The sequence below is a fragment of the Stenotrophomonas maltophilia group sp. RY12688 genome (assembly GCF_052149045.1).
Classification (GTDB): Bacteria; Pseudomonadota; Gammaproteobacteria; order Xanthomonadales; family Xanthomonadaceae; genus Stenotrophomonas; species Stenotrophomonas sepilia.
This window is the reverse complement of sequence record NZ_CP197389.1, coordinates 718,956-745,722: the sequence shown is the minus strand read 5'-3', so window position 1 is coordinate 745,722 and position 26,767 is coordinate 718,956. Positions and strand designations below refer to the sequence as shown.

Here is a 26,767-nt window from a genome sequence, read left to right as displayed (position 1 = left end):
GGCAACCCCGGCAGTTCTGCCCGGTACGCGCTAGACTGTTGGTCTTTCTGCCTTTCTTTTCGCCGACTCATGTCCGAGCACACCCCCGCCAGCCCCGAGACCCCCGCCGACAGCCACGAGAAGCGCGATTTCATCCGCCAGATCGTGCGCGAGGACCTGGCCAGCGGAAAGCACCAGGCGATCAAGACCCGCTTCCCGCCGGAGCCGAACGGCTACCTGCACATCGGTCACGCCAAGTCGATCTGCCTGAACTTCGGCATCGCCGGTGAATTCAGCGGCGTCTGCAACCTGCGCTTCGATGACACCAACCCGGCCAAGGAAGATCCGGAATACGTGGCCGCGATCCAGGACGACGTGCGCTGGCTGGGCTTCAGCTGGAACGAGCTGCGCCACGCCTCGGACTACTTCCAGGCCTATTACCTGGCCGCCGAGAAGCTGATCGAACAGGGCAAGGCCTATGTCTGCGACCTGTCGGCCGAGGAAGTGCGCGCCTACCGCGGCACCCTGACCGAGCCGGGCCGTCCGTCGCCATGGCGCGACCGCAGCGTCGAGGAAAACCTCGACCTGTTCCGCCGCATGCGCGCCGGTGAGTTCCCGGATGGCGCGCGCACCCTGCGCGCGAAGATCGACATGGCCAGCGGCAACATCAACCTGCGCGATCCGGCGCTGTACCGCATCAAGCACGTCGAGCACCAGAACACCGGCAACGCGTGGCCGATCTACCCGATGTACGACTTCGCCCATGCGCTGGGTGATTCGATCGAGGGCATCACCCACTCGCTGTGCACGCTGGAATTCGAAGACCACCGCCCGCTGTACGACTGGTGCGTGGACAACGTCGATTTCGCCCATGACGACGCGCTGACCCAGCCGCTGGTCGATGCCGGGCTGCCACGCGAAGCGGCCAAGCCGCGCCAGATCGAGTTCTCGCGCCTGAACATCAACTACACGGTGATGAGCAAGCGCAAGCTGATGGCGCTGGTCACCGAACAGCTGGTGGACGGTTGGGAAGACCCGCGCATGCCCACCCTGCAGGGCCTGCGCCGCCGTGGCTACACCCCGGCCGCGATGCGCCTGTTCGCCGAGCGCGTGGGCATCAGCAAGCAGAATTCGCTGATCGACTTCAGCGTGCTCGAAGGCGCACTGCGCGAGGACCTCGACAGCGCCGCGCCACGCCGCATGGCCGTGGTCGACCCGGTCAAGCTGGTGCTGACCAACCTTCCGGAAGGCCACGAAGAACTGCTGACCTTCAGCAACCACCCGAAGGACGAGAGCTTCGGCAGCCGCGAAGTTCCGTTCGCCCGCGAAGTGTGGATCGATCGCGAGGACTTCGCCGAAGTGCCGCCGAAGGGCTGGAAGCGCCTGGTGCCGGGCGGCGAAGTGCGCCTGCGTGGCGCCGGCATCATCCGCTGCGACGAAGTGATCAAGGATGCCGACGGCACCATCATCGAACTGCGCGGCTGGCTCGATCCGGAATCGCGTCCGGGCATGGAAGGCGCCAACCGCAAGGTCAAGGGCACCATCCACTGGGTGAGCGCCGTGCACGGCGTGCCGGCCGAGATCCGCCTGTACGACCGCCTGTTCTCGGTGCCGAACCCTGACGACGAATCGGAAGGCAAGACCTACCGCGACTACCTGAACCCGGAATCGCGCCGTACCGTCACCGGCTATGTCGAGCCGGCCGCAGCCAGCGCCGCACCGGAGCAGTCGTTCCAGTTCGAGCGCACCGGCTATTTCGTCGCCGACCGCCGCGATCACACCGAAGCCAAGCCGGTGTTCAACCGCAGCGTGACCCTGCGCGACACCTGGTCGGCCTGAGGACCTGCGCGGGCGCCCACACGGCGCCCGCACGCCCCCGACGATGATCACCGCCCTGTCCGTCCTGCTCTGGTTCATCTCGCAGCATCCGCTGCTGACGTTCTTTGCAGCGATGGTGCTGGCCGGGCTGGTCTCGTGGTGGCGACGCTTTCCAGGCTACGCCATCGTGGTGTTCCCGCTGGCGATGCTCAACATGTTCTTCGGCCACTTCCTCAACGCCACCTTCCTCAACCTGGTGGGCGAGCGCGGCGAAGCGGTGATCGTCAAGGCAGAGCGAACCAGCTCGACGCTCAACGAACAGTACATCTGGCGCTACGAAGGGGTGCTGCGTACCGCCGAGGGCCGCGACGTGGACGTGGTGTTCCACACCAACACCGCTTCGCTGTGGCCGCTGGAAAACGCCATCCGCATCCCGGCGCGCGACCAGCCGTTCGTGGTCAAGTACACGCCGGGTTTCCCGCGCAACTTCGTCATCCTCACCAACGAATCACCCCACGGCATCGCCCAGGCCCGGTCCAGCGCGCGCGAGCGCGTGGAGGTGGCAGCACGCAAGCTGCATTTCAGCCCGGGCAATGCCGATTTCCGCGCGGAGTATCGCCGCGAACTGGAAAGCTGGCTGCGCGACCACGGCAACGACCCGCAGCAGCAGTCCGACGCGCAGCGCTATCGCGCCGAACTTGACGCGCTCGACCGCTAGCACCAGGCCCGGCCTGGATGCTCCACCCGATCCATCCACAGGCCTGACATGACCACGACGTCCACCGCCCTCCTCCCACTGCTGCAGCAGGCCCTGCAGGACGCCAGCGTCGCCAGCCGCATCGACGGCAACGCGCTGCTGCTGGACAGCGGACTGCGCCTGACCCCGCATGCGATGGCCGCGCACGCGCGCGACAACGGGGGCTGGCAGACCTCCACCGTCATCGAAAGCCAGCATCCGCTGCTGTTCGCTGACGGCCTGTTCGAGTACCAGCACGCCAACGGTACCGATGAACAGACATCGCTGCTGGCCGGCTTCCAGGCCTGGGCACGGGTGGACCTGGTGACCCTGCAGACCGCGATCGGCGCCGAAGACGCACAGGCCCTGCCAATGATGGGCCTGACCTATCCGGCCGGCGATGAGGGCCGGGAACACGAACGCACCGTGGTGCTGGGTCCGCTGGCGCATTACCGCGAGCACGAGGTGGACGCCAGCACCTGCAGCGAGGACGACCATGGGTCCTGTCCGTGCTGCCTGTTCACCAGGAGCATGGACGCCTTCGACGAGCTGCTGAAGGCGCGCCCGTTCCTGGCCATCCGCCTGTTCGCCTCGCGCGATGCCGATGGCCTGTGCGAGGCCGATTGCCGGGTCAACGGCCACGATTTCGCCGCCGCCCTGCCCCTGCTGCGTGCCTATGCAGCCAGCTGGCCGCAGGCCGGGCTGGAGTTCCGCAAGCAGTACGTGGTGATCCGCACCGGCTCGCCCGGCTGACCCACCGCCACACCCGATACAGGCCGGTGCGGCTACACTGCGCGCCGGTTTCCCAAGCAACCGCACTTTCTTCCATCCCTACGAGGCACCCCCGCGATGCTGTACGCGCAAGTCCACCTGACCCTTCCCGCCTGGATCCACGACCAGATCGACCTGGATCGTCGATATCCGGGCGATGAGGCCAAGGTCGCGCTGGCGATCGAGCTGTCGCGGCTGAACGTCGAGCACGCCAGTGGCGGCCCGTTCGGCGCCGTGGTGTTCGGCCCGGACGACAAGGTGATCGCTGCCGGCGTGAACCGGGTGATGCCACACGCGACCTCGCTGGCGCACGCCGAGAACATGGCCTACATGCTGGCCCAGCAACGCCTGCAGACCCCGCGCCTGAACGCGGTGCTGTCGCCGGTCACCCTGGCCACCAGCTCGCAGCCGTGCTGCCAGTGCTACGGCGCCACCGTGTGGGCCGGCATCGACCGCCTGCTGATCGGTGCCAGTGCAGCCGACGTCGAAGAACTGACTCCGTTTGACGAAGGCCCGCTGCCGGCCGACTGGGTCGGCGAGCTCAACAAGCGTGGCATCAAAGTGGTGCAGGGCCTGAACCGCGACGCCGCGCGCAGCGTGCTGCGTGCCTATGGGGAAAGCGATGGCGCCCGTTACTGAAACCGGCATCGGCCTGCTGTGCCTGTGCCGGCAGGGTTTCGAGCCCGAGCTGGCCGGCGAACTGCAGTTCCGTGCCGGCGAAGCCGGTTTCGCCGGTTATGCGCGTACCCAGCGCAATGACGGCTACGTGCTGTTCATGTGCGACGAGGCCGCGGCGCTGGCACCGCGCCTGCGCTGGCGCGAACTGATCTTCGCGCGGCAGAAGCTGGTGGTGCTGGCCGAGCTGCCGCAGCTGGATCCGGCCGACCGCATCACGCCGATGCTGGAGGTGCTGGCCGATGCGCCGCGCTTCGGCGACCTGTGGGTGGAGCATCCCGATTCCGACGCTGGCAAGCCGTTGTCCGGCCTGGCGCGTTCCTTTGGCAATGCACTGCGCCCGGCGCTGCGCAAGGCCGGCAAGCTCAGCGACAAGCCGAACACCCGCCTGCCGCGCCTGCATGTGGTGTTCGTCGACGGTACCCATGCCTTCGTCTGCGTGGCCGACCCGGGCGACAGCGCGCCGTGGGCATTGGGCATTCCGCGCCTGAAGCTGCTGCCCGAAGCGCCTTCGCGTTCGGCGCTGAAGCTGGACGAGGCGCTGTTGACCCTACTGACGCCTGAAGAACGCGAGGCGCTGGCCAAGCCCGGCATGCGCGCGGCCGACCTTGGCGCCGCCCCCGGTGGCTGGACCTGGGTGCTCACCCGGCAGCACATGCACGTGCTGAGCATCGACAATGGCCCGCTGCGCCAGCACGTGCTGGACACCGGCCTGGTCGAGCACCTGCGCGCCGATGGCTTCCACTGGCACCCGGAACAACCGCTGGACTGGATGGTCTGCGACATGGTCGAGCAGCCGCGCCGCGTCGCCGAACGCATGGCCACCTGGTTCCGCGAAGGCTGGTGCAGGCATGCGATCTTCAATCTGAAGCTGCCGATGAAGAAGCGCTGGGACGAGACCCGGCTGTGCCTGGACCTGTTCCAGGACCAGGCCGGGAAGCCGCTGGTGGTGCGCGCCAAGCAGCTCTATCACGATCGTGAAGAGATCACCGTGCTGGCCTCGCCGCTGCGCTGATCCCATTGCATCCGCCGGGCATGGCCCGGCGCTACCGGGGAACGGAACCATGCGCTACCACTCGCTCACCCTGCTGATCACTTTGCTGTCAGTCGCACCGGCCATGGCCCAGCAACTGCCGCACACCCCTGCGCAGAGCCAGCCGCTGGGCCCCACCGGCGGCGCGATCCGCCAGCAGCCACTGGATGCCGGTCGGGTCAGCGGCAGCGTCGAGATTGCACAGCCGGCCGGCGAGGCACAGGTGACGGTGCGTTCGCTGGAGCCCAGCAGCGTGGTTGGCCAGTACCGCATCCACTTCGCCGCGCTGGATGTGAACGGCGATGGTTTCATCAGCCGCGAGGAAGCGCAGGCCAACCCGGCGCTGGCCGACGAATTCAATTCGCTGGACCGCAGGCATCGCGGCAAGCTGGACCGCACCGACCTGGCCGGCTGGCTGGTGGATTGAAAAAGGGGACGGAGGGGATTAAGTCGTATGTGCACATACGACTTAATCCCCTCCGTCCCCTTTTTGCTTCAGACGCCGGCGGCGCGCTTCCAGAACGCCTGCACCAGCGGCGGCCATCGGCCGACGCAGCCCAACGCACGGCCCCGGGCCAGGGTCAGGTGCATTTCGTCGTTGGAGAACAGGCGGTTGATCGCATCGAAGCTGTAGGCGGCGATGTGGTTGTCGCTCCGCCGTTCGCGTGCCCAGCGCTGCAGGCGCTGCGGCGACAGCCGCGGTTGGCCGCGGCGCTCTGCCGAGGGTGCCAGCCACTGCTGCAGGGCGGCGACATCACGCAGCCCCAGGTTCACGCCCTGCCCGGCCAGCGGATGCACCACATGCGCCGCGTCACCCAACGCCAGTACACGACCGGCCACGTAGTGACGGGCCAGCTGGCGGCGCAGCGGGAATGCCGCTCGCGGGGAGGCCAACCGCAGCTCACCCAGGCGTGCCGCGAAGGCGCGGGTCAGTTCGCGGTTGAAGCTGTCCTCGTCCAGTGCCAGAACACGCGCCGCCTCGTCCTCGGGCAGGGTCCAGACGATCGAGCTGCGGCGCTCGGCCACCGGCAGCAACGCCAGCGGCCCGCTTGGCAGGAAGCGCTGCCAGGCCGTGGCCTGGTTGGGAAGATCGCTGTCCACGTAGGCCACCACGCCACGCTGGTGGTAGTCATGGCGCTCCACCTCTATCCCGGCCAGCTGGCGGAGGGTCGATTCGGCGCCGTCGGCGGCCACCGCCAACGCCGCTTCCAGGCGACGCCCGTCATCCAGGCGCAGGCGCACGCCGTCCTCGTCCTGCTCCAGCGCGTCCACCCGTGCCGGGCAGTGCAGCTGCACACCCGCCGCCGGCAGCGCCGACCACAGGCGGTCCTGCAGCAGCCCGTTCTCGACGATGTAGCCCAGTTCGCGACGGCCGAAGCGATCGGCGTCGAACAGCAGATCCTCGCCACCGGCAGCGTCCCACACCTGCATGCGCCGGTAGGGCCATGCACGGGCCTGCGCGATCGCCGGCCACACACCAAGACGATTCAGCAGCTGTACGTTGTCGGCAGCGAAGGCGAACACGCGCAGGTCCGGCTGTGCGGCCTGCCACGGCGCCGGTTCGCGACCTTCCACCAGCGCCACCGACAGGCCAGCATCAGCCAGCGCCAGCGCACACGCGGCACCGACCACGCCACCGCCGATGATGGCCACATCAAGACGCGCGCGCCGGCTCATGCCGCTTCTCCACGGCACAGCCGCGGCACCTCGCCGCGGAAGCCCATCGCACCACCGACCAGCATCGATTGCACCGAGGCGCGCTGCGCGGCCACCAGGCCGAGGCTGCGCAGCGGCCGCATCAACGGCGCCGGATTGCTGGTCAGGCGCGCCAGCCCACCGGAGAACGCCACCGTCTGCCGGCGGTCCTCTTCGCGGCGCGCGACATAGGCCTGCAGCAGTGCATCGCTGCCGGCATCCTCATGCGCATCCTCCAGCAGTTCAGCCAGGGTCAGCGCATCGCGCAGGCCCAGGTTGAAGCCCTGCGCCCCCAGCGGATGGACGGTCTGCGCGGCATTGCCGAGCAGCACCGCGCGCTCTCCGGCCAACGCGCGCGCCAGCACCTGGATGAGCGGATAAGCACTGCGCGGGCCGGATTCGAGCAGCCGGCCCGCGCGCCAGCCGATCGCGTTCTGCAGGCGTTGCAGCCAAGCCGCATTGTCCAGCGCCATCACCGCATCGGCCTGGTCGCGCGCAACACCGTGCACGGTGCCGAAGTGGCGATCACCACGCGGCAGCAGGGCGGTCGGGCCGGTATCGGTGAAGCGCTCCCAGGCGGTGCCGTCCGGCGCACGCTGGCTGCGCACGCGGGCCACGAACAGGGTCTGCTGGAAATCATGGCGGTCGACCTCGATGCCGAGCGCGCCGCGCACGCCACTGGTCGTGCCATCGGCCCCCACCACCAGCCGGGCCTGCAGCACGCGTTCGCCGGTCTCGTCGGCCACCCGCACCTGGCGGTAGCCATCGACCACCTCGCCCAGGCCCAGGAAGCGCATGGGCCGGTAGCGCCGCAGCCGCGGCAGCTCCTGCAGGCGCGCTTCCAGCGCCTGGCCGAAGTCCCGCGCCACCACCACCTGGCCGAACCACGGCCGGTCGTAGTCGGAAGCCTCCAGCTGCACGCGGCCGAAATCGCCGGCGCGGCTGACGTGGATGCGGCGGATCGGGCCCGGCGCCATCGCCAGCTTCTGCATGACCCCCAGCGCGGTCAGCGCATTGACCGTGGCAGCGGCAAAACTGAGGTTGCGCTGGTCGAACACCGCCGGCAGCTCGCCGGCCGGGCTGGCCTCGAGCAGGCCCACATCGCGGCCCAGGCGGTCCAGGGCGATGGCCAGGCTGGCACCGACCAGGCCACCACCGACGATCAGCACGTCATGTCGTTCACTCATGATGTTCATGATACGCGCTCGCCCTGCCCGAACGCCCAACACCACCCGACCTGCGCCAACCGGCGCGGCGGGCTAGAATGAAACCTGAATCCGCTCCGGGCCCGCTGCCATGTCCGCCACCGCCAACCGCGCCTTCGTCCTGTCCGTCCTCGTGCTGTTGCTGGCGGCGACCCGGGTCAACCACTTCGCGGCGATCCCCGATGCCTCCTGGGCGGTGTTCTTCATCGGTGGCTTCTACCTGGCCACGTGGACACGCTGGGCGTTTCCGCTGCTGATGGTGTTCGCCGTGCTGGTGGACTGGATCGTGATCCGCAGCAGCGGCCTGGATTTCTGGCAGCACTACTGCGTGTCGCCGGGTTACTGGCTGCTGCTGCCGGCGTATTTCTCGCTGTGGGCCGGCGGCATGCTGCTGGGCCGCAACTACCAGGGCGCACGCTGGCCGGTGCTGGCCAAGGGTGCACTGCTGCTGGTGGCCTCGGTGGCGGTCTGCCACCTGCTGGCGCAGGGCGGTTTCTACTGGACCACCCGCAACGTGGCCGAGCCGACGCTGGCCGGTTGGGCGCAGAACTACGCACAATGGTTCGGCCCCTACCTGCGCACCACCGCGATCTACGTGGCGCTGGCGGCGGCATTGCAGCTGGCGGTGGAGCAGGTACTGAAGCTTCAGCAGGCCCGCCGCGACATCCGGCACTGAGCCGCGCCATGGGTCATCGCCTCTCGCGCATCTATACCCGCACCGGCGACGACGGCAGTACCGGCCTCGGCGACGGCCAGCGCGTGGCCAAGGACGATGCCCGGGTGGCGTCCTACGGCACCGTCGATGAAGCCAACGCTGCGCTCGGCCTGCTGCTTGCCACCGCGCTGCCCGAGGATGTCCGCGCGCTGGTGGTGCATCTGCAGCACCAGCTGTTCGACCTGGGTGCCGAGCTGTGCATCCCGGGCCACGTCGCCATCCACGCCGCCGATGTCTCGGCACTGGAACAGCAGCTGGACCACTACAACGCCAACCTGCCGATGTTGAAGGAGTTCATCCTGCCGGCTGGTGGCGAGGCCGCCGCACGCTGTCACCTGGCCCGCACCATCGTCCGCCGCGCCGAGCGCGAGACCGTCACCCTGGCCCGCCTTGAGCCCGTGCGCAGCGAGGCGCTGCAGTACCTCAACCGGCTGTCGGACCTGCTGTTCGTGCTGGCGCGCGTACTGGCCCGCGCCGACGGCCATGGCGAAGCGCTGTGGCAGCCACAGCAGCGCCAGCGCTGAGTCGGCACGATGCTGGTCTTCACCCATCCGTCCTGCCTGCTGCATGACCCCGGCCCCGGCCATCCGGAGTGCCCGCAACGCCTGCAGCAAGTACTCGATGCCCTGCACGCCGCGTTCCCCGGCCAGCTCGACTGGCGCGAGGCGCCGCCGGCCAAGTTCGGCGAACTGACCCGGGTCCACGACAGTGCCCTGCTCGACTTCGTGCTGCAGCCGCAGACCGCGCCGCTGCGCCAGCTGGACATGGACACCTGGACCTCGCCGGGCTCGGCCAGTGCCGCCGTGCACGCCGCCGGCGCCGGGGTGGCCGCGGTCGATGCAGTGATGCTGGGCGAGGATCCGCTGGCGTTCTGCGCGGTGCGGCCCCCGGGCCACCACGCCACCAGCAGCACCGCGATGGGCTTCTGCCTGCTCAACAACATTGCCATTGCCGCGGCCCATGCCCGCGACCGCCATGGGCTGGAGCGGATCGCGGTGGTCGATTTCGATGTCCACCATGGCAACGGCACCCAGGACATCTTCCAGCACGACGCCCGGGTCTCCTACTACAGCACCCACCAGGCCGGCCTGTTCCCCAATTCCGGCCTGCGCCGCGACCGCGGTGCCGGCAACCTGATGAACATCCTGCTGCCCCCGGGCAGTGGCGGTTTCCGCTTCCGCAACGTGTGGGCCGACGAAATGCTGCCGGCCATCGACGACTTCCGTCCGCAGCTGCTGCTGATCTCGGCCGGCTTCGACGCCCACCTGCGTGACCCGCAGGCCGACCTGATGCTGGAAACCGACGATTTCGCCTGGATCACCCGGGAGCTTCATGCGCTGGCGCGCCGTCATGCGGCCGGCCGGGTTGTCTCGATGCTGGAAGGCGGCTATGACCTGCAGGCCCTTGCCGAGTGCAGCGTGGCCCATGTCCGGGCCCTGCTGCTGCCCCCTCCCGGCAGCGTCTCCGGATGAACCCGAACCGGCAGGCTGCGGCGTCCTTCATTGCCCCTATGCAAGGGATGGGGCAAGCTACCGTCCGTTTTCGCCCGAATCCGAACCGCGTGCGCCGAGCCCTCCGCCTGCTTCCCCTGCCTCTGAGCATCGCCATCTGCCTGCCGGCAATGGCCGATGAAAAGCCGCTCAACTGGGGCCTGTGCCCGGCTACCGACGTGATTCCCGCGTTCACCGATGCGCCCACCCCGGTCCCGGGGCAGGACAAGGCCGCCGCCAGCGCTGCGCGCGAGCAGCAGCCGACCGACATCGAGGGTGACCAGCTGCTGGGCACGACCACCGTGCCGCAGTACGAAGGCAACGTGGCCCTGCGCCGCGGCGACCAGTTCGTCGGCACCGACAAGCTCAGCTTCGATACCGAGAGCGGCAACTACATCGCCGACGGCAATGTCCGCTACCAGGACTCCTCGATCCGCATGGTCGCCAAGCGCGCCGAGGGCAACCAGGAAAGCGACACCCACAAGATCACCGACATCAAGTACCAGCTGGTGTCGCGCCGCGGCAACGGCGATGCCGAGTCGGTCGACCTGCAGGGCGCGGTCGGCCAGATGCACCGCTCCACCTACACCACCTGCGACCCGTCGCAGCCGGTGTGGAAACTGTCGGCGCCGCAGATCGAAGTGGACAACGACGAGGGCTTCGGCACCGCCCGCAACGCCGTGCTGCGGATCGGCAAGGTGCCGGTGCTGTGGGCGCCGTACTTCAAGTTCCCGATCGATGACCGCCGCAAGACCGGCCTGCTGTTCCCGCAGCTGGGCATGTCCGGGCGCAACGGATTCGACTACGCACAGCCGATCTACTTCAACCTGGCGCCGAACTACGACGACACGTTGACCCCGCGCTACATGAGCCGGCGCGGCCTGATGCTCGACAACGAGTTCCGCTATCTCTACAACGGCGGCCGCGGCGAACTGCTGACCGCGTTCATGCCCAACGACAAGCTGCGCGACCGCGACCGCGGCCGGGTGATGTTCAGCGGTTACCACAACGTGGACAGCCACTGGCAGGCCCGTGCGAACCTGGCCTGGGTCAGCGACGAGCGCTATGTCGAGGACTTCGCCAACCGCCTGGTCGGGGTGACTGCCTCGAACCTGCAGAGCACCGTGGGCCTGTACGGCACCGGCAGGAACTGGACGGCCGGCATCATGGCCGACCGCTGGCAGCTGACCGACTACACGCTCAATGAAAGCGCGCTGCCGTACAACCGCCAGCCGCGCCTGTACTTCAACTGGGACAAGCCGGTCCTGCCGTGGCTGGAAACCGGCATCTATGCCGAAGCCGTGCGCTTCACCCACGACGACATCAACTTCAAGTACGGCGCCGATGCGGGACCCGACCTGCAGTACACGCGCAACGGCCAGACCCAACGCATGTACGGCGGCTCGCGACTGGACGTGAAGCCGTACGTGTCGTTCCCGATCAGTGGCGCGGCGTGGTACGTCACCCCGACCCTGGCCTACCGCTACACCGGCTACGACCTGGATCAGGGCCTGGCTGACAGCGTCCGCCGCAACGTGCTGGCCTCGCAGGGCGTCGACCCGAACACCGCCACGCCGGAGCAGCTGCGCGGCAACAAATCGCCCAGCCGCAGCCTGCCGATCGGCAGCATCGACGCCGGCCTGTTCTTCGATCGCGAGACCACGATCGGCGGCAAGTCATTCCTGCACACGCTGGAACCGCGCCTGTTCTACCTGCGCACGCCGTACCGCAACCAGGACGACCTTCCGATCTTCGACACCCGTGACTTCACGTTCAGCTGGGGCCAGCTGTTCCGCGACTCGCGCTACACCGGCGCCGACCGCCAGAACGATGCCAACCAGCTGACCCTGGCATTGGGCACCCGCTTCATCGACCAGACCACCGGCAAGGAACGCTTCTCGGCGGCCATCGGCCAGATCCAGTATTTCGACGAGTCGCGGGTGACCGTCACCCCGGGCGGCGCGCCGGTGGAAAAGGGCAAGTCGGCGTGGATCGCCGACGGCAACTACATGATCAACGACCGCTGGACCCTGGGTGCCACCTACCAGTGGGACCCGAAGTACAAGCGTGAGGATCTGGCCAGCGTCCGTGCCCGCTATCTGATGCCCAACGATGGCGTGATCAACCTCAGCTACCGCTACCGCATCAACTCGGGCGCCCCGGCCAACGCCAACAAGCACGACCGTACCCTGCTGGAACAGGCCGACCTGTCGTTCCTGTACCCGCTGAATGCGCGCTGGAGCCTGGTCGGTCGCTACTACTACTCGCTGCAGGACAAGGAGCCGCTGGAAATCATCGGCGGTGTCCAGTGGGACAGCTGCTGCCTGGCCGTGCGTGTGGTCGGCCGCCGCTATGTCCGCAACCGCGAAGGCGAGATGAACAACTCCATCCAGGTGGAGTTCGTGCTCAAGGGCCTGAGCTCCCTGGGGCAGGACACGGACCGTACCCTGCGCCGTGCTATCCTCGGCTACAACCGCGACGACCTCTATCTCGTGCCGCCGAGCAACACCGGGGCGACCCGGGATGACTACGATCCGAACCTGATCCCATGACCAAGCGCTTCCCCGTTCTTCTCGCCTCGCTGCTGGCGGTGTCCAGCGTGTCCGCCCCCCTGCAGGTGCTTGCCCAGGAGGCGCAGCCGCTTGACCGCATCGCTGCCGTCGTCGATGAGGACGTGATCCTGCAGAGCGAGCTCCAGCGTGCGATCGCCAACATCAAGGCGCAGTATGCCGGCCGCGAAAACCAGCTGCCGCCGGAAGACGTGCTCAGCCGCCAGGTGCTCGAACGCCTGGTGCTGGTCAAGCTGCAGGTGGCCCGCGCCCAGGGCAGCGGCATCCGTGTCAGCGACCAGGAGCTGAACCAGGCGATGAACGCCATCGCCCAGCAGAACGGTTCGAACCTGGATGCCCTTCGCCAGCGCCTGGCCCATGACGGTATCGATTTCAACGATTTCCGCGCGTCGGTGCGTGACGAGATCACCGTGCAGCGCCTGCGCCAGAGCTTCGCGCAGAGCCGCATCAGCGTCAGCGAGGGTGAAGTCGACGCCGCGCTGAAGCAGCAGGCCACGGTAGGCAACCAGTATCACCTGGCGCACATCCTGATCGCCCTGCCCGACGGTGCCAACGCCGACCAGATCGCCACCGGCCAGAAGAAGGCCGATGGCGTGAAGGCCCTGCTGGACAAGGGCGAGCTGGACTTCAACGCGGCGGCCGTGCGCTATTCGGACAGCCCGAACGCGCTGGAAGGCGGCGATCTGGGCTGGCGCAGCCTGGATGAAATCCCGCAGGCCTTTGCCCAGTTGATGGAAAAGATGAAGCCGGGCGAGGTGGTCGGCCCGATCCGCGGCCCGAGCGGCTTCCAGCTGCTGAAGCTGGTGGAAGTGCGTGACAGCAGTTCCGCCGCCGGTGAGCAGACGGTCACCGAGTTCCACGGCCGCCACATCCTGGTCCGCGTGGACGACCACCAGACCGATGCCGCTGCCAAGGCCAAGATCGATACCCTGCGCGCCCGCATTGCCGGCGGCGCCGACTTCCAGACCGTTGCCAGGGAGTCCTCCGAGGACAACAACAGCAAGGGCCAGGGCGGTGATCTCGGCTGGTTCCCGGCTGACGCGTTCGGTCCGGCCTTCGGCCAGCAGGTGAGTGGCCTGCAGGATGGTGGCGTCAGCCAGCCGTTCCGCACCGACGCCGGTTGGCACATCGTGCAGCGCGTGGCGACCCGCCAGACCGACGTGACCACCGACAACCAGCGCGCCCAGGTCCGCGAGACCATCGGCCGCCGCAAGCTGGAAGACGAGTACAACCGCTTCCTGCAGGAACTGCGTGGCGAAGCCTACGTCAGCTTCCGCAGCGGCGACCGCGCGGAAAACACCGCCACGCCGCCGCAGTCCTGACCGATGCGCCCCGAGCTCGCTCTGGTACCGGGCGAGCCCGCCGGGATCGGCCCGGAGCTGTGTGTCCGCCTCGTTCAGCAGCCGCGTGAAGATTGCCGGCTGCTGGCCTTCGCCGACCCGGACACCCTGCGCGCGGCTGCGGCCGCCCTGAACCTGCCCCTGCAACTGCTGCCCGAGCACGCCGAAGCACGCGTCCCCGGCGATCTGCGCCTGCGCGCCGTCCGCAACGCGGCGCCCAGCCACTTCGGCCAGGCCGATCCGGCCAATGCGAGCGCGGTCATCGGCGCCCTGCTCGGCGCCGGCCAGGCCTGCCTGTCCGGTGAGCTGCACGGTGTGGTGACCGGCCCGGTGCACAAGGCGGTCATCAACGAGGGCGGCATCGCCTACAGCGGCACCACTGAACTGCTGGCCGACCAGGCCGGAGTGAAGGTGGTGATGATGCTGGCCAATCACATTGTCCGCGTGGCCCTGGCCACCACCCACCTGCCGCTGCGCGAGGTGGCCGATGCGATCACCGCGCCCAGCCTGGAACACACCCTGCGCACGGTGCATGCCGCGCTGCGCCGCGAGTTCGGCCTGCCTGCGCCGCGCATCGCGGTGCTCGGGCTGAACCCGCATGCCGGCGAAGACGGTCATCTGGGACGCGAGGAACTGGACCTGGTCATCCCCCTGCTGCAGCGCCTGCGCGCGGAGGGCATGGACCTGGTCGGGCCGCTGCCGGCCGACACCGCCTTCCTGCCGGCCAAGCTGGCCGGTTTCGACACCGTGCTGGCGATGTACCACGACCAGGGCCTGCCGGTCCTGAAGTATTCCGGCTTCGAACAGGCGGTGAACCTGACCCTCGGCCTGCCCTACCCGCGCGTGGCGGTCGACCATGGCACCGCGCTGGACCTGGCCGGCCGCGGCATCGCCGATCCTTCCAGCCTGCAGGCGGCAACGACGCTGTGTGCGCAGCTGGCGCGGCAACGTACACTGAGCGCATGAATTCCCCGCATTCCCCCTCCGGCCCGGTGTTCACCGCACCGGCCAAGAAGCAGCTTGGCCAGCATTTCCTGGCCGATCGCCACTACATCGACAAGATCGTGATGGCGGTCAATCCGAAAGATGGTGACCGCCTGGTTGAAATTGGTCCAGGCCAGGGCGCCATCACCCTGCCGCTGCTGCGCGTGCACCCGAAGCTGACGGTGATCGAGTTCGACCGCGACCTGATCGCGCCGCTGACCGCCGCCGCCGAGCCGCTGGGCGAGCTGACCATCGTCCATCGCGACGTGCTGCGCGTGGACTTCACCGAACTGGCCAATGGCCAGCCGATCCGCCTGGTCGGCAACCTGCCCTACAACATCTCCTCGCCGATCCTGTTCCATGCGCTGGAGCATGCCGCAGTGATCCGCGACATGCACTTCATGCTGCAGAAGGAGGTGGTCGACCGCATGGCCGCCGGCCCCGGCAGCAAGGTGTATGGCCGCCTCAGCGTGATGCTGCAGGCCTACTGCCAGGTGACCTCGCTGTTCGTGGTTCCGCCGGGCGCGTTCCGGCCGCCGCCGAAGGTCGATTCCGCCGTGGTGCGGCTGGTGCCGCGTGACCCGGCCTCGATCAGCATCAACGACCACACGCGCTTCGCCGAGGTGGTCAAGGCCGCCTTCGGGCAGCGCCGCAAGACCCTGCGCAATGCTCTGAACAACGTGGTGTCCGCCGAGCAGTTCATCGCTGCCGGCGTGCGTCCCGATGCCCGCGCCGAACAGCTGGACGTGGCCGAATTCATCGCTTTGGCCAATGCCTCCTGATTACACTGCCGGTATGGAAGACGCTGACGTATATGCCATCTCCGTCGAAGTCGCGCCGCGCTTCCTCGACGATCAATCCGCGCCGGAAGACGGTCGCTTTGCGTTCGCCTACACGATCCGCATCCACAACCAGGGGCGGGTCGCCGCACGCCTGGTCGCACGCCACTGGCGCATCACCGATGCCAATGGCCGTGTCGAGCATGTCGATGGCGACGGGGTGATCGGCGAGCAGCCGCGGCTGCGCCCCGGTGAAGACTTCCGTTACACGTCCGGTGTCATGCTGGGGACCGATCACGGGACCATGCAGGGGCACTACGACATGGTCGCCGACGATGGCACCGAATTTGCCGCGCCGGTCGCACCGTTCGTGCTGGCCGTCCCGCGTACCCTGCACTGACACGGAGGCCGAACGATGAGTGTGTGGGCGATCGGCGACCTGCAGGGCTGCTACGACGTGACCCAGCGGTTGCTGGAGAAGATCCGCTTCGACCCGGCCCAGGACACCCTGTGGTTCTGCGGCGACCTGGTCAACCGTGGCGGCCAGTCGCTGGAAACGCTGCGGCTGGTGCATTCGCTGCGCGAGCACAGCGTGGTGGTGCTGGGCAACCATGATCTTTCGCTGCTGGCCGTCGGTGCACGCACCGAAGAGGAGCAGCGAAAGGTCAACCCGGACCTGCTGCGCATCGTGCAGGCCGAGGACCGCGACGAACTGCTGGACTGGCTGCGCCTGCAGAAGCTGGTGCATGTGGATCGCGAGCTGGGCTGGATGATGGTGCACGCCGGCCTGGCGCCGAAGTGGACCACGCAGATGGCAGAGAAGCACGCCGCCGAAGTCGAGGTGCAGCTGCACGGCGCCGGCTACCGCAAGCTGTTCCGCAACATGTACGGCGACAAGCCAAGCTGGGCGCCGAACCTGTCCGGCTACGACCGTTCGCGTGCGATCATCAACGTGCTCACCCGCATGCGCTACTGCACCCCGCGCGGGCGCATCGGCATCGAGGACAAGGGCACCCCTGGCACGCAGGAACAGGGACTCTACCCCTGGTTCGAAGTACCTGGACGGGTCGAGCGCGACCTCAAGATCGTCTGCGGCCACTGGTCGGCGCTGGGCCTGACCATCACCCAGGGCGTGCACGCCATCGACACCGGCGCAGTCTGGGGCGGCAAGCTGACCGCGATCCAGCTCGATACCGACGAGCTGCGCGTGGTGCAGGTACCGGGCCGTGATGTACCGGCACCCGTACCCCACGCCCGCCCGCCGGCGCGACCGGCGCACGAGCGCTCCGCCGCTGCGGTGCAGGGCAAGGAACAGGGCGGCGGCAACGCCGCTGCTGCCAACCCGGGCAACCGTGGTCCGCGCCGTCGTCGCCGTCGAGGTGGTGGCGGTGGAGGCTCCGGTGGACCCCACAACAACGGCGCCGCGCCGCAGGCATGACGCGACGCGGCTGGGCACCATGGAGGGTGCTGCTGCTGACGCTGGCCCTGGCCAGCGGCTGCCAGCCTGCTTCGCCCCCGGCTCCCACCGGCGGCGGAAATGCCGCCCCCACGCCATCGCAGCCGCAGGCCCCTTCACCGCCACTGGTGGCCGCAGCGCGCGCACAGATCGGCGTCACCACCCGTTACGATCCCGCCTACCAGGTCCTGTCCTATCCCGGCGGCGACGTCCCGCTTGATCGCGGCGTGTGCACCGACGTGGTGGTGCGCGCCCTGCGCAGCCAGGGCCTGGACCTGCAGGCGCGCGTGCATGAAGACATGCGCGGCAACTTCAGCGCGTATCCCGCGATCTGGGGCCTGTCACGGCCGGACCGCAACATTGATCATCGACGTGTGCCGAACCTGATGCGCTGGTTCGAACGGCAGGGCTGGCAGCAACCGATCACCGCCCTCGCCACCGACTATGCGGCCGGTGACATCGTGGCCTGGAAGCTCAACGGCAACGGTCTGCTGCATGTCGGCATCGTCTCCGACCGGAGGCTGGCCAATGGCACACCGCTGGTGCTGCACAACATCGCGCGCGGCACGCGTGAAGAGAACCTGCTGTTCCAGCACGCGATCATCGGGCATTACCGGATGCCGTAGGCACCTGCAGAGCCGGGCCATGCTCAGCTACGGGAGGTATCAGGCAACAGCAGCCGAGCATGGCTCGGCTCTACAGAAAACCATCCTCAGCGGCGCACGTAATGCACGAAGCGGAACGCATAGGCGTGGCGGTCATCGGCCGGATGCGGCTCGCTGCTCACTTCCCGCCAGTCCTGCACGGCCACCTCGGGGAAATGGGTGTCGGCGGGGACTTCGGCATCGACCCAGGTCAGGTACAGGTCGCTGGCCTGGTCCAGCAGCTGGTGGAAGATCTCGCCGCCGCCGATGATGCACAGCTCGCTGGCGCCCTCGCCTTCGGCAATCGCCTTCGCCTCGTCCAGCGACGCCACCGCGCGCATGCCCGCGAACGGCACCTGGCCGCTGCGGGTCAGCACCAGGTTGGTGCGCCCCGGCAGTACGCGGCCGATCGACTCGGCCGTCTTGCGCCCCATCAGGATCGGCTTGCCCAGGGTGAGCGCCTTGAAGTGCTTGAAATCATCCGGCAGGTGCCAGGGCATGGCATTGCCCTGGCCGATGCCACGGTTGCGGTCCAGCGCCACGATCATCGAGAGCTTCATTTGTCCGGATACAACTCGTTGAAGATTTTCATCGCCGCGCTACGTCCACCGAGTACTGTCGCAACCGCTGAGCAATAGAGCAGGAACAGTATTGCCGCAGTAGTCGGTTTGAGGTCAGTAATCATGGCCCAAAGGTCCACATCCTTTCCCGCGACCGCCGCATTGGCGACTGCCAGGAGAGGAGTAATTAACACACCAACAGTCAATGCAACGGCCAGGGAGCCGGACATCGACATCAAGCCTTCCGCCAGCTTTTCCCGTGCCTTTCGTGAATGTTTGCTCATTGCTTCTCCACTTGGTGAATCCGAGAAACAATCTGCATCAGTCAGGTCTCACCAGCTGATACGCAGCATGCCAAACATCACTCACACCGCCACCGGCGCCTTGATCGCCGGGTGCGGGTCATAGCCGTCGATGCGGATGTCGTCGAACCGGAAGCCGAACAGGTCGCTCACCTCCGGGTTCAACCACAGCTTCGGCAGCGCGCGCGGTTCACGCGAAAGCTGCTCGCGCGCCTGCTCGAAGTGGTTCGAATACAGGTGCGCGTCGCCCAGCGTATGCACGAAGTCGCCCACGCCCAGGCCCGTGGCCTGCGCCACCATGTGGGTCAGCAGCGCATAGCTGGCGATGTTGAACGGCACGCCGAGGAAGATGTCGCCACTGCGCTGGTACAGCTGGCAGCTGAGCTTGCCGTCCACCACGTAGAACTGGAACAGGTTGTGGCACGGCATCAGCGCCATCTGCGAAAGCTCGCCCACGTTCCAGGCGCTGACCACCAGCCGGCGCGAATCGGGGTTGCGCTTGATCTCGTCCACCAGCCACTGCATCTGGTCGATCTCGCGGCCATCGGCGGTGGCCCAGCTGCGCCACTGCTTGCCGTAGACCGGGCCGAGATCGCCGTTCTCGTCGGCCCACTCGTCCCAGATGCGTACCTGGTTGTCCTTCAGGTAGCCGATGTTGGTATCGCCCTTCAGGAACCACAGCAGCTCGTGGATGATCGAGCGCAGGTGCAGCTTCTTGGTGGTGACCAGCGGGAAACCTTCATTGAGGTCGAAGCGCATCTGCCAGCCGAACACGCTGCGGGTGCCGGTGCCGGTGCGGTCGCTCTTCTCCGCGCCATGTTCCAGCACATGCGCGAGCAGATCCAGGTAGGCCTTCATGCCTTGCCCTCCGCAGCCATCACCGGTTGCGGCTGCAGCACCGGCGCGCGGCGCGACATCACCAGCAGCACCAGGCCGAAGGCGATGAGCGGCAGGCTGAGGATCTGGCCACGGGTCAGCCAGTCGAAGGCCACATAGACGCCGTTGTCGGGCATGCGTACGAATTCGACGGCGAAGCGGAACAGGCCGTACATCAGCGCGAAAAGGCCGCCGACCAGGTAACGGTGGCGCGGCTTGGCCGACACCGTCCACAGCACCACGAACATCACCAGGCCTTCCAGGAACGCTTCATACAGCTGCGAGGGATGGCGGGCGAACTGGTTCAGCGCGCCGGTGGCGAACTGCGCCTGCAGGGTCGCATGGTCCAACTGGTTCAGCGGCGCCGGCAGGCCCGACGGGAACACCACGCCCCACGTGCCGTCGGTGTACTTGCCCCACAGCTCGGCGCCGATGAAGTTGCCGATGCGACCAAAACCCAGGCCCAGCGGTACCAGCGGCGCCATGAAATCCATGGTGTCGAAGAAGTGCAGCGCGTGCTTGCGCGACCACCACCAGCAGGCACCCAGCACGCCCAGCAGGCCGCCATGGAAACTCATGCCGCCGTCCCACACCTTGAACAGCAGCAGCGGGTTGTGCAGGAAATCGCCCAGCGCGTAGAACAGCATGTAGCCGATGCGGCCGCCCAGCACCACGCCGAGCATGGCGTAGAACAACAGGTCGGAGAAGCCGTTGGCATCGACGCCCGGCAGGCGCCCGGCGGCGATGCGCGTGCGGCCCAGCAGCCAGGCCGCAGTGAAGCCGAGCAGGTACATGATGCCGTACCAGTGCACCTTGATCGGCCCCAGCGAGAGGGCGATGGGGTCGATGTCGTGGAAATAGATCATGGAAGGTGCCTTGCGGTTGAACGCCTATTCTCGGGCCAGTGCCGCCCCGGCTCAACCAAGGATCTGCGGCGAGTTCGGCAACGCGTCATCGTTCGACCGGGTCGAGGCCGGAAAGTGCCCTTCGATCAGGCTGGAGACCTCGTCGATGGCATCCTGCAGCGCTTCCACCGGATTGGAACCACGCAGGCCCTCGCGCAGATGGGTGCAGACCCGCTGCCACTGCGCCGGACTGACCCGGCCATGCAGGCCGCGGTCGGCGACGATCTCGATGGCATGGTCGGCCAGCAGCAGGTAGATCAGCACGCCGTTGTTGTGGGCGGTGTCCCAGGTGCGCAGGCGTGCGAAGGCATGCTCGGCGGCCTGCCTCGGGGTGACCTTGTGCCACAACGCGGCCAGCGGCAGATCGGCCTCCACCGCGAACATCACCTGACCGCCGTGGCGCTGCTCACCGGCCGCGATGGCCTCGGTGATCGCCTGCAGCGTGGCTGGCGGGAACGCGCGACGTACCGACGGCGAACATACATGGCGGAACAGACGTTGGATCATCACCAGCCTCCCGAAGCGCCACCGCCACCGGAACGGCCACCGCCGCCGCCCCAGCCGCCTCCGCCGCCGAATCCACCACCACCGCCGAAGCCGCCTCCCCCGCCCCAGCTGCCACCGCCCCAGCCACCACCGCCGGCAAAGCGCCCCGGATGGCCGGACAGCATCGCCACGATCAGGCCAACCACGCCGGCCAGGCCACTGGCCAGCAGGGTGGAGGTGAACAGGAACGCCGCCACGGCTGCGCCAGCGCCGCCGAGCAGGCCACGCAGCGGGCGCGGCACGCGCGCGAACACGCCGCGCAGGATGCTGCCGGCGAACACGCCGATGAACAGCGCCAGGAACCAGGTGTCGCCGCCACCGCCGGGCTCGCGCCCGCGATGACCGCTGACCGGTGCCGGCAGCGTTTCGCCATCGATCAGCTTGACCAGCACGGCGGTGGCATCGGTGATGCCCCCGGCGTAGTCGCCGGCGCGGAAACGCGGCACCAGGTATTCCTGGATGACCCGGTTGGCGATGGCATCGGGAATCGCGCCTTCCAGGCCGTAACCCGGCTCGATCCGCACGCGCCGGTCGTCCTTGGCCACCACCAGCAGCACGCCGTCATCGACGCCCTTGCGGCCGATCTGCCACTGGTCGAAGACCCGCGTGGTGTACTGCGCGATGTCCTCCGGCTGGGTGGTGGGTACCACCAGCACCTGCAGCTGGCTGCCCTTGCGCTGCTGCAGGTCCAGCGCCTGCTGCACCAGCGCCTGCTTCTGCGCGGCATCCAGCGTGCCGGTGGTGTCGACCACCGGCGAATCCAGCGCCGGAATCGGCGCCAGCTGCTGGGCCTGCGCCGCCAGCGGCAGCCACAGCAGCAGGGCCAGCAGCGCAGTGGCCAGGCGCACCGGTCAGTGGCCCGGCTGCGGTGCCGGCTGCTGCTGCGGCGCGTTGCCGAAATCGACCGCCGGCGCGTTGGAAATCTGCGCTTCGTTGTCCACGGTGAAGTTCGGCTTGGTCTTGTAGCCGAAGAGCTTGGCGGTGATCACCTGCGGGAACGAGCGGATGTAGGTGTTGTAGTCCTGCACCTGCTGGATGTAACGGCCACGCGCGACGGTGACCCGGTTCTCGGTGCCTTCCAGCTGGGCCTGCAGGTCGCGGAAGTTCTGGTCGGACTTCAGCTGCGGATAGTTCTCGGTGACCACCAGCAGCCGCGACAGCGCGCTGCCCAGTTCGCCCTGGGCCTGCTGGAACTGCTTGAGCGAGGCTTCGTCGTCGGCGTTGACGTTGATCTGGCCGACACGCGAACGGGCGTTGGTCACTTCGGTCAGCACGCGCTCTTCCTGGCTGGCGAAGCCCTTCACGGTCTGCACCAGGTTGGGCACCAGGTCGGCGCGGCGCTTGTACTGGTTGATGACCTCCGACCAGCTGGCCTTGACCGCTTCATCCTTCTGCTGGATGGCGTTGTAGCCGCAGCCGGACAGCAGGGAGGCCAGCAGCATCAGGGGCAGGACACGGGTGAACAGGCGCATGGCGGAGGTTCCGGGTGGACTGGGCACCGAGCATGCCATGGTTCGGGTGAAAGACCGGCCATCGGGCGCTGCCCCCTCCGCGGTGTGGTCCAGCCAGCTCGGGGTGGGCCGGGAGGGTGGGTCGGCTGGGGGCCGCTGCAAGTACGTCCATGTAAGCTCGGTCGCCGCATCCATGCGGCTCACGCCCCCAGCCGACCCACCCTCCCGGCCACGGACAATTTCCTGCGCACCGCGGGAAGATCAAAAGAAAAATCAAAAGCAAAAGCCGGTTCTTCAGGCATTCGTGTCGACCAAGGTCGACACCTACCAAAGCAGAACGCCGTTCCGACCGATCGCGGCAATCTGTCGGAGGCGGGGCGGTGTGGGTTGGCAGGACCGTTGGCGCCATGGATGGCGCCATCGAGCCCCCATGGATGGGTTCACGGCGTGTCCTGCCAACCCACACCGCCCCGCCCAACCCTCAGAAAACCAGCGCCGGCTGTTGCGGTTGCTGTTGCTTCGGCGGTTGCCTTCGCCTTTAGCGGGTGCAGGGCTGCAAGCCCTGCCGGAATCCAACACCCCTCAGCAGGCCTCGACCACCGCAGTGCGGGGACGCCCAAGCCATGCCAGCAGCAGGCCCGACGCGGCCAGCAGGCCACCGGCCACCGGAATCGCGGCGTAGCCCAGTCCCGAGCTGATCACCGCACCACCCAGCGCAGCACCTACCGCATTGCCCAGGTTGAATGCACCCACGTTGATCGACGACGCCAGGCCCGGCGCCTCGCTGGCCACCTGCATCACCCGGATCTGCAGCGGCGGCACGAGGGCGAAGGTCGCCGCACCGAACAGCAGTACACCCAGCGCCGCGGTGGCGTGGCTCATGAAGGCCAGCGGCAGCACGAACATCAGCACCGCCAGGACGGCCAGCAGGATCCGTGTGGCGCCATCGAGCGACCAGTCAGCCATGCGTCCACCGATGCCGTTGCCGAAGGTGAAGCCGATGCCGATCAGGGCCAGCGACATTGCGATGAAGGCATTGGAGGCGCCGGTCAATTCGGTCAGCACCGGTGCGACGTAGGTATAGAGGGTGAACATCGCACCCGCACCAAGCACGGTGGTGGCCATCGCCAGCAGCACCTGCGGCTGCAGGATCGCCTTCAGTTCGCGGCGCACGTCCGGGCGCGGCCCCGGTGCAGATGCCGGCAGCGCGAAACCCAGCGCAGTGATCGCAACCAGGCCCAGCACTGCGGTACCGGCGAAGGACAGGCGCCAGCCCAGCTGCTGCCCCACCCAGGTCGCCAGCGGCACGCCGCCGATGTTGGCGATGGTCAGGCCCATGAACATGGTGGCCACGGCAGCGGCCTGCTTTTCCTTCGGCACCAGGCTCGCAGCGACCACCGCACCGATGCCGAAGAAGGCACCGTGGTTGAGGCTGGTGACCAGGCGCGACAGCAGCAGCATCCCGTAGTTCGGCGCCAGCGCAGACAACAGATTGCCGGCGACGAAGATCGACATCAGCAGCATCAGCGCGGTGCGCTTGCCGAAACGCCCCATCAGCAGGGTCATCACCGGCGCGCCCAGCATCACGCCCACGGCATAGGCGGTGATCAGCATGCCCGCAGTGGGGATGCCAACGCCGACGCCGTCGGCGATGACCGGCAACAGGCCCATCGGGGCAAACTCGGTGGTTCCGATGGCGAAGGCGCCAACGGCAAGCGCCAGCAAGGCGGCTCTGGAATTCATGGGGGGGTCCTGGGGGCGGGAATCGGGAGTGCGTAGCCTGCGCGCTTTGCTGCGCCGGATTAAGCCTCGCCCCGGGAAAACACTGTTGATCCTGGTTCACAAGTGGAAGCCGGAACGCAGCCACAAGTGCAAAAACCACAATGCCGTTGCAGAACCGACCTCGCCCCCACAACGCAGAACCCCCGGAATGCCGGGGGTTCTGAGGGACTCACACGCCAGTGGCGCGCTTACCAGTTGCCGGCGCCCGGCACGTTGTGCTCGCGGGCGCGGCGGCGCATCAGCAGGTTCAGCCACTCCACCAGCACCGAGAAGCCCATCGCGGCGTAGATGTAGGGCTTGGGCACGTGCACGTCCAGGCCGTCCAGGATCAGCACCGCGCCGATCATCAGGATGAAGGCGAGCGCCAGCATCTTCACGGTCGGGTTGGCATCGATGAAGCGGCCCAGCGGGTTGGCGGCCAGCAGCATCACCATCACCGACAGCAGGATCGCGGCGACCATCACCGGAATGTGGTCGGCGATGCCGACGGCGGTGATCACCGAGTCCAGCGAGAACACGATGTCGATCACCGCAATCTGCGCGATCACGTAGCCGAACACGGCCGAGGCCTTGGTGGTGCTGGGATCTTCATCCTCGCCACCGCTGATCAGTTCCTTGATCTCCATGCAGCCCTTGATGATCAGGAACAGGCCGCCAACGATCAGCACCAGGTCGCGGATGGAGATGCCCATGCCGGCCACGGTGAACAGGTTTGCCGCCATGTGCGCCAGGTAGGCCAGCGATACCAGCAGGCCGATGCGGGTAATGCAGGCCACCGCGATGCCGAGCTTGCGGGCGAACGGGCGGCGCTCTTCCGGCAGCTTGCTGACAGCAATGGAAATGAACACCAGGTTGTCGATGCCGAGCACGATTTCCAGCGCGCTGAGCGTGAACAGGGTCACCCAGGCATTGGGGTCGGCGAGGAACTCAAAGGACATGGAAACTCTTCAAGGCAGTGGGGGAATGGGGTTTCAGCCGTAGTTGCCGGCCAGCGCGTGCGGAACCACGACCAGCGCCCAGCACAGCAACACGTTCATCATCAGCACGAACACCGCCGCCGAGCCCATGTCCTTGGCGCGGCCGGCCAGCTCGTGAATCTCACTGCCGTAGCGTTCGATCACCGCTTCGATGGCCGAGTTGGCCAGCTCCATCGCCAGCACCAGCAGCATCGAGCCGATCAGCAGCGCGCGTTCGACCGGCGTCTGGCCCAGCCAGATCGCAATCGGCGTCAGCAGGATCAGCAGGTAGACCTCAAGCCGGAACGAGGACTCGTGCAGCCAGGCAGCGCGCAGGCCCTGCCAGGACCAGCGGGCGGCCTGGAAGATGCGGCGCGGGCCGCGCGGCAGGTGGCCGAACTGATCAGCCACGGGTGGAACATCCAGCAACGGGGGCGCGGCGCAGCGACCGCTCAGACGCACGGCAGGGAATCATGGGTGCACAGGAATAGGCAGATGGCGGCCATTTTGCCACAAGGCCGCCAACCGCAGCCCGCGCCGGCCCGCTGAACGGCCTGCCAGGGGCAAGCAACGGCCCGGGCATGCTCCTATGATGGATGCCCCTTGCCTGCTGGAGCGCCTGATGTCCCGTCGCCGTACCTGCCTGTTGATGCTGGGCCTGCTGACTGCCGCACCGCTGGCCCAGGCGCTGAGCCCGGCCGAGTCGCCCCGGGTGCCAGAACAGGTCTCCAACGCGGCCTGGGCCGGCGACATGGCCCGCTTCGCCAGCGCCGACCAGTCCACCCCGCCGCCGCGCGGTGGCATCGAGTTCATTGGCAGCTCCTCGATCCGCTTCTGGGAGAGCCTGGCCACCGACTTCCCTGGCCAGCCAGTGTTCAACCGCGGCTTCGGCGGCTCGGAAGTGCGCGACAGCACCTGGTACGCCGACCGCATCGTGGTGCCGTATGCGCCATGCAAAGTGTTCTTCTACGCGGGCGACAACGACCTCAACAGTGGCCGCAGCGCCGTGCAGGTGCGCGACGACGTGGTTGCCTTCGTGCAGCGCGTGCACCGCGACCTGCCGAAGACCAAGGTGGAGTACCTGTCGATCAAGCCGAGCCCGTCGCGCGCGCACCTGCTGCCGGCGATCAACGAGGCCAACACGCTGATCAAGGCCGCGCTGGCCAAGCTGCCCAACACCGGTTTCACCGACATCTACACGCCGATGCTCGGCGCCGACGGCCAGCCGGATGCGACGCTGTTCCGCGAGGACATGCTGCACATGACCCCGGCCGGCTATGCGATCTGGACCAGGGCGCTGGCGCCGAAGGTCAACTGCAACTGAGCAACCCCATCCACGCATGGCGTGGATCTACTGCGGATCGCGGGAAACTGTCGAAGGCGGGGCGGTGTGGGTTTGCAGGACCGTTGGCGCCATGGATGGCGCCATCGAGCCCCCATGGACGGGTTTACGGCGTGTCCTGCAAACCCACACCGCCCCGCCATTCCACGGAATGCCC

Annotated in this window: 29 protein-coding genes; 17 read left to right on the top strand and 12 right to left on the bottom strand. The window is 67.7% G+C overall.

The annotated features are described in order from the left end of the window. The first annotated feature begins 69 nt into the window (after window positions 1-69). The 6 genes from ACS0OT_RS03355 to ACS0OT_RS03330 all read left to right on the top strand — a co-directional run bounded on the left by ACS0OT_RS03355 (window position 70) and on the right by ACS0OT_RS03330 (window position 5,439). Complete coding sequence (locus tag ACS0OT_RS03355) at window positions 70-1,818, top strand: glutamine--tRNA ligase/YqeY domain fusion protein (protein ID WP_065186344.1); 1,749 nt, start codon at window positions 70-72, stop codon at window positions 1,816-1,818. Window positions 1,819-1,861: 43 nt separating this feature from the next. Further along, complete coding sequence (locus ACS0OT_RS03350) at window positions 1,862-2,515, top strand: hypothetical protein (RefSeq protein ID WP_171956436.1); 654 nt, start codon at window positions 1,862-1,864, stop codon at window positions 2,513-2,515. Window positions 2,516-2,563: 48 nt separating this feature from the next. Beyond that, window positions 2,564-3,286: a DUF6348 family protein gene (locus ACS0OT_RS03345; protein ID WP_005415359.1), complete on the top strand. Its 723-nt coding sequence runs from the start codon at window positions 2,564-2,566 to the stop codon at window positions 3,284-3,286. A 96-nt stretch (window positions 3,287-3,382) separates the two neighbouring features. Then, the gene (locus ACS0OT_RS03340) at window positions 3,383-3,943 is read left to right on the top strand and encodes a nucleoside deaminase (protein ID WP_235649817.1); all 561 of its coding nucleotides are present in this window, start codon (window positions 3,383-3,385) and stop codon (window positions 3,941-3,943) included. Continuing rightward, the gene (gene rlmM, locus ACS0OT_RS03335; RefSeq protein WP_053501233.1) at window positions 3,927-4,994 is read left to right on the top strand and encodes a 23S rRNA (cytidine(2498)-2'-O)-methyltransferase RlmM; all 1,068 of its coding nucleotides are present in this window, start codon (window positions 3,927-3,929) and stop codon (window positions 4,992-4,994) included. Before ACS0OT_RS03340 ends, rlmM begins: the two co-directional genes overlap by 17 nt. Window positions 4,995-5,043: 49 nt before the next feature. Continuing rightward, on the top strand, window positions 5,044-5,439 hold the full coding sequence (locus ACS0OT_RS03330) for a hypothetical protein (RefSeq protein ID WP_065179680.1): 396 nt from the start codon (window positions 5,044-5,046) through the stop codon (window positions 5,437-5,439). Window positions 5,440-5,507: 68 nt separating this feature from the next. Here the strand turns inward: ACS0OT_RS03330 and ACS0OT_RS03325 are convergent, their stop codons facing one another. Next, complete coding sequence (locus ACS0OT_RS03325) at window positions 5,508-6,689, bottom strand: UbiH/UbiF family hydroxylase (RefSeq protein WP_053500461.1); 1,182 nt, start codon at window positions 6,687-6,689, stop codon at window positions 5,508-5,510. Continuing rightward, window positions 6,686-7,894: a 2-octaprenyl-6-methoxyphenyl hydroxylase gene (gene ubiH, locus ACS0OT_RS03320; RefSeq protein WP_188239696.1), complete on the bottom strand. Its 1,209-nt coding sequence runs from the start codon at window positions 7,892-7,894 to the stop codon at window positions 6,686-6,688. Before ubiH ends, ACS0OT_RS03325 begins: the two co-directional genes overlap by 4 nt. 109 nt (window positions 7,895-8,003) lie before the next feature. Between ubiH and ACS0OT_RS03315 the strand changes: the two genes are divergently transcribed. From ACS0OT_RS03315 to ACS0OT_RS03270, 10 genes are all read left to right on the top strand, one after another. Next, on the top strand, window positions 8,004-8,588 hold the full coding sequence (locus ACS0OT_RS03315; RefSeq protein WP_005415353.1) for a hypothetical protein: 585 nt from the start codon (window positions 8,004-8,006) through the stop codon (window positions 8,586-8,588). Between the two features lie 8 nt (window positions 8,589-8,596). After that, window positions 8,597-9,151, top strand: a complete 555-nt coding sequence (locus ACS0OT_RS03310; RefSeq protein ID WP_065186340.1) for a cob(I)yrinic acid a,c-diamide adenosyltransferase — start codon at window positions 8,597-8,599, stop codon at window positions 9,149-9,151. A gap of 9 nt (window positions 9,152-9,160) precedes the next feature. After that, window positions 9,161-10,099: a histone deacetylase family protein gene (locus ACS0OT_RS03305; protein ID WP_053500468.1), complete on the top strand. Its 939-nt coding sequence runs from the start codon at window positions 9,161-9,163 to the stop codon at window positions 10,097-10,099. A gap of 89 nt (window positions 10,100-10,188) precedes the next feature. Then, window positions 10,189-12,669 (top strand): LPS-assembly protein LptD, encoded by a 2,481-nt coding sequence (gene lptD / locus ACS0OT_RS03300; protein WP_081275821.1) that lies wholly within the window; start codon window positions 10,189-10,191, stop codon window positions 12,667-12,669. After that, window positions 12,666-14,009, top strand: a complete 1,344-nt coding sequence (locus tag ACS0OT_RS03295) for a peptidylprolyl isomerase (RefSeq protein ID WP_053500472.1) — start codon at window positions 12,666-12,668, stop codon at window positions 14,007-14,009. Before lptD ends, ACS0OT_RS03295 begins: the two co-directional genes overlap by 4 nt. 3 nt (window positions 14,010-14,012) lie before the next feature. After that, a complete protein-coding gene (pdxA, locus tag ACS0OT_RS03290) occupies window positions 14,013-14,993 on the top strand; it encodes a 4-hydroxythreonine-4-phosphate dehydrogenase PdxA (protein WP_065179685.1) in 981 nt (326 codons plus the stop codon). Next, complete coding sequence (gene rsmA / locus ACS0OT_RS03285) at window positions 14,990-15,793, top strand: 16S rRNA (adenine(1518)-N(6)/adenine(1519)-N(6))-dimethyltransferase RsmA (protein WP_053500476.1); 804 nt, start codon at window positions 14,990-14,992, stop codon at window positions 15,791-15,793. Before pdxA ends, rsmA begins: the two co-directional genes overlap by 4 nt. A gap of 13 nt (window positions 15,794-15,806) precedes the next feature. After that, entirely contained in the window at window positions 15,807-16,190 is a 384-nt protein-coding gene (apaG, locus tag ACS0OT_RS03280; RefSeq protein ID WP_008268668.1) for a Co2+/Mg2+ efflux protein ApaG, read from the top strand. A 15-nt stretch (window positions 16,191-16,205) separates the two neighbouring features. Then, the gene (locus ACS0OT_RS03275) at window positions 16,206-17,228 is read left to right on the top strand and encodes a symmetrical bis(5'-nucleosyl)-tetraphosphatase (RefSeq protein WP_065179686.1); all 1,023 of its coding nucleotides are present in this window, start codon (window positions 16,206-16,208) and stop codon (window positions 17,226-17,228) included. Further along, window positions 17,225-17,872, top strand: coding sequence for a DUF1287 domain-containing protein (locus tag ACS0OT_RS03270; RefSeq protein ID WP_032953945.1), 648 nt, complete (start codon window positions 17,225-17,227; stop codon window positions 17,870-17,872). Before ACS0OT_RS03275 ends, ACS0OT_RS03270 begins: the two co-directional genes overlap by 4 nt. Before the next feature lie 86 nt (window positions 17,873-17,958). On the opposite strand, the gene ACS0OT_RS03265 is transcribed toward ACS0OT_RS03270, so the two are convergent. From ACS0OT_RS03265 to ACS0OT_RS03220, 10 genes are all read right to left on the bottom strand, one after another. Beyond that, a complete protein-coding gene (locus ACS0OT_RS03265; protein ID WP_053500480.1) occupies window positions 17,959-18,450 on the bottom strand; it encodes a dihydrofolate reductase in 492 nt (163 codons plus the stop codon). Next, window positions 18,447-18,734 carry a hypothetical protein gene (locus ACS0OT_RS03260; RefSeq protein ID WP_065428238.1) on the bottom strand — a complete coding sequence of 96 codons (288 nt, stop codon included), beginning with the start codon at window positions 18,732-18,734 and terminating at the stop codon, window positions 18,447-18,449. The genes ACS0OT_RS03265 and ACS0OT_RS03260 overlap by 4 nt, the downstream gene beginning before the upstream one ends. Before the next feature lie 81 nt (window positions 18,735-18,815). Continuing rightward, window positions 18,816-19,610: a thymidylate synthase gene (locus ACS0OT_RS03255; RefSeq protein WP_005415342.1), complete on the bottom strand. Its 795-nt coding sequence runs from the start codon at window positions 19,608-19,610 to the stop codon at window positions 18,816-18,818. Further along, window positions 19,607-20,494, bottom strand: coding sequence for a prolipoprotein diacylglyceryl transferase (lgt, locus tag ACS0OT_RS03250; protein WP_262220275.1), 888 nt, complete (start codon window positions 20,492-20,494; stop codon window positions 19,607-19,609). The genes ACS0OT_RS03255 and lgt overlap by 4 nt, the downstream gene beginning before the upstream one ends. 51 nt (window positions 20,495-20,545) lie before the next feature. After that, window positions 20,546-21,040, bottom strand: coding sequence for a TPM domain-containing protein (locus ACS0OT_RS03245; protein ID WP_065186338.1), 495 nt, complete (start codon window positions 21,038-21,040; stop codon window positions 20,546-20,548). Continuing rightward, a complete protein-coding gene (locus ACS0OT_RS03240) occupies window positions 21,040-21,927 on the bottom strand; it encodes a TPM domain-containing protein (RefSeq protein WP_171956439.1) in 888 nt (295 codons plus the stop codon). Before ACS0OT_RS03240 ends, ACS0OT_RS03245 begins: the two co-directional genes overlap by 1 nt. A gap of 3 nt (window positions 21,928-21,930) precedes the next feature. Beyond that, entirely contained in the window at window positions 21,931-22,551 is a 621-nt protein-coding gene (locus ACS0OT_RS03235; protein ID WP_139726747.1) for a LemA family protein, read from the bottom strand. A 561-nt stretch (window positions 22,552-23,112) separates the two neighbouring features. Next, on the bottom strand, window positions 23,113-24,273 hold the full coding sequence (locus ACS0OT_RS03230) for an MFS transporter (RefSeq protein ID WP_139726746.1): 1,161 nt from the start codon (window positions 24,271-24,273) through the stop codon (window positions 23,113-23,115). A gap of 227 nt (window positions 24,274-24,500) precedes the next feature. Beyond that, window positions 24,501-25,250 (bottom strand): TerC family protein, encoded by a 750-nt coding sequence (locus ACS0OT_RS03225; protein WP_005415336.1) that lies wholly within the window; start codon window positions 25,248-25,250, stop codon window positions 24,501-24,503. A gap of 33 nt (window positions 25,251-25,283) precedes the next feature. After that, entirely contained in the window at window positions 25,284-25,679 is a 396-nt protein-coding gene (locus ACS0OT_RS03220) for a diacylglycerol kinase (protein WP_005415335.1), read from the bottom strand. Between the two features lie 211 nt (window positions 25,680-25,890). Here ACS0OT_RS03220 and ACS0OT_RS03215 point away from each other — a divergent pair, with 211 nt between their 5' ends. After that, on the top strand, window positions 25,891-26,592 hold the full coding sequence (locus ACS0OT_RS03215; RefSeq protein WP_065186813.1) for an SGNH/GDSL hydrolase family protein: 702 nt from the start codon (window positions 25,891-25,893) through the stop codon (window positions 26,590-26,592). Window positions 26,593-26,767: the final 175 nt, after the last annotated feature.

Bases quoted from the DNA above. Each gene is read 5' to 3' on its own strand.
- rlmM (WP_053501233.1), top strand. From the start codon at position 3,927: ATGGCGCCCGTTACTGAAACCGGCATCGGCCTGCTGTGCCTGTGCCGG.
- ACS0OT_RS03245 (WP_065186338.1), bottom strand. From the start codon at position 21,040: ATGATCCAACGTCTGTTCCGCCATGTATGTTCGCCGTCGGTACGTCGC.
- ACS0OT_RS03225 (WP_005415336.1), bottom strand. From the start codon at position 25,250: ATGTCCTTTGAGTTCCTCGCCGACCCCAATGCCTGGGTGACCCTGTTC.
- ACS0OT_RS03255 (WP_005415342.1), bottom strand. From the start codon at position 19,610: ATGAAGGCCTACCTGGATCTGCTCGCGCATGTGCTGGAACATGGCGCG.
- ACS0OT_RS03270 (WP_032953945.1), top strand. From the start codon at position 17,225: ATGACGCGACGCGGCTGGGCACCATGGAGGGTGCTGCTGCTGACGCTG.
- ACS0OT_RS03275 (WP_065179686.1), top strand. From the start codon at position 16,206: ATGAGTGTGTGGGCGATCGGCGACCTGCAGGGCTGCTACGACGTGACC.
- ACS0OT_RS03305 (WP_053500468.1), top strand. From the start codon at position 9,161: ATGCTGGTCTTCACCCATCCGTCCTGCCTGCTGCATGACCCCGGCCCC.
- ACS0OT_RS03325 (WP_053500461.1), bottom strand. From the start codon at position 6,689: ATGAGCCGGCGCGCGCGTCTTGATGTGGCCATCATCGGCGGTGGCGTG.
- ACS0OT_RS03345 (WP_005415359.1), top strand. From the start codon at position 2,564: ATGACCACGACGTCCACCGCCCTCCTCCCACTGCTGCAGCAGGCCCTG.
- ubiH (WP_188239696.1), bottom strand. From the start codon at position 7,894: ATGAGTGAACGACATGACGTGCTGATCGTCGGTGGTGGCCTGGTCGGT.
- ACS0OT_RS03315 (WP_005415353.1), top strand. From the start codon at position 8,004: ATGTCCGCCACCGCCAACCGCGCCTTCGTCCTGTCCGTCCTCGTGCTG.
- rsmA (WP_053500476.1), top strand. From the start codon at position 14,990: ATGAATTCCCCGCATTCCCCCTCCGGCCCGGTGTTCACCGCACCGGCC.
- ACS0OT_RS03330 (WP_065179680.1), top strand. From the start codon at position 5,044: ATGCGCTACCACTCGCTCACCCTGCTGATCACTTTGCTGTCAGTCGCA.
- ACS0OT_RS03230 (WP_139726746.1), bottom strand. From the start codon at position 24,273: ATGAATTCCAGAGCCGCCTTGCTGGCGCTTGCCGTTGGCGCCTTCGCC.
- pdxA (WP_065179685.1), top strand. From the start codon at position 14,013: ATGCGCCCCGAGCTCGCTCTGGTACCGGGCGAGCCCGCCGGGATCGGC.
- ACS0OT_RS03340 (WP_235649817.1), top strand. From the start codon at position 3,383: ATGCTGTACGCGCAAGTCCACCTGACCCTTCCCGCCTGGATCCACGAC.
- ACS0OT_RS03295 (WP_053500472.1), top strand. From the start codon at position 12,666: ATGACCAAGCGCTTCCCCGTTCTTCTCGCCTCGCTGCTGGCGGTGTCC.
- ACS0OT_RS03350 (WP_171956436.1), top strand. From the start codon at position 1,862: ATGATCACCGCCCTGTCCGTCCTGCTCTGGTTCATCTCGCAGCATCCG.
- ACS0OT_RS03235 (WP_139726747.1), bottom strand. From the start codon at position 22,551: ATGCGCCTGTTCACCCGTGTCCTGCCCCTGATGCTGCTGGCCTCCCTG.
- ACS0OT_RS03215 (WP_065186813.1), top strand. From the start codon at position 25,891: ATGTCCCGTCGCCGTACCTGCCTGTTGATGCTGGGCCTGCTGACTGCC.
- ACS0OT_RS03310 (WP_065186340.1), top strand. From the start codon at position 8,597: ATGGGTCATCGCCTCTCGCGCATCTATACCCGCACCGGCGACGACGGC.
- apaG (WP_008268668.1), top strand. From the start codon at position 15,807: ATGGAAGACGCTGACGTATATGCCATCTCCGTCGAAGTCGCGCCGCGC.
- ACS0OT_RS03265 (WP_053500480.1), bottom strand. From the start codon at position 18,450: ATGAAGCTCTCGATGATCGTGGCGCTGGACCGCAACCGTGGCATCGGC.
- ACS0OT_RS03260 (WP_065428238.1), bottom strand. From the start codon at position 18,734: ATGAGCAAACATTCACGAAAGGCACGGGAAAAGCTGGCGGAAGGCTTG.
- lgt (WP_262220275.1), bottom strand. From the start codon at position 20,494: ATGATCTATTTCCACGACATCGACCCCATCGCCCTCTCGCTGGGGCCG.
- ACS0OT_RS03355 (WP_065186344.1), top strand. From the start codon at position 70: ATGTCCGAGCACACCCCCGCCAGCCCCGAGACCCCCGCCGACAGCCAC.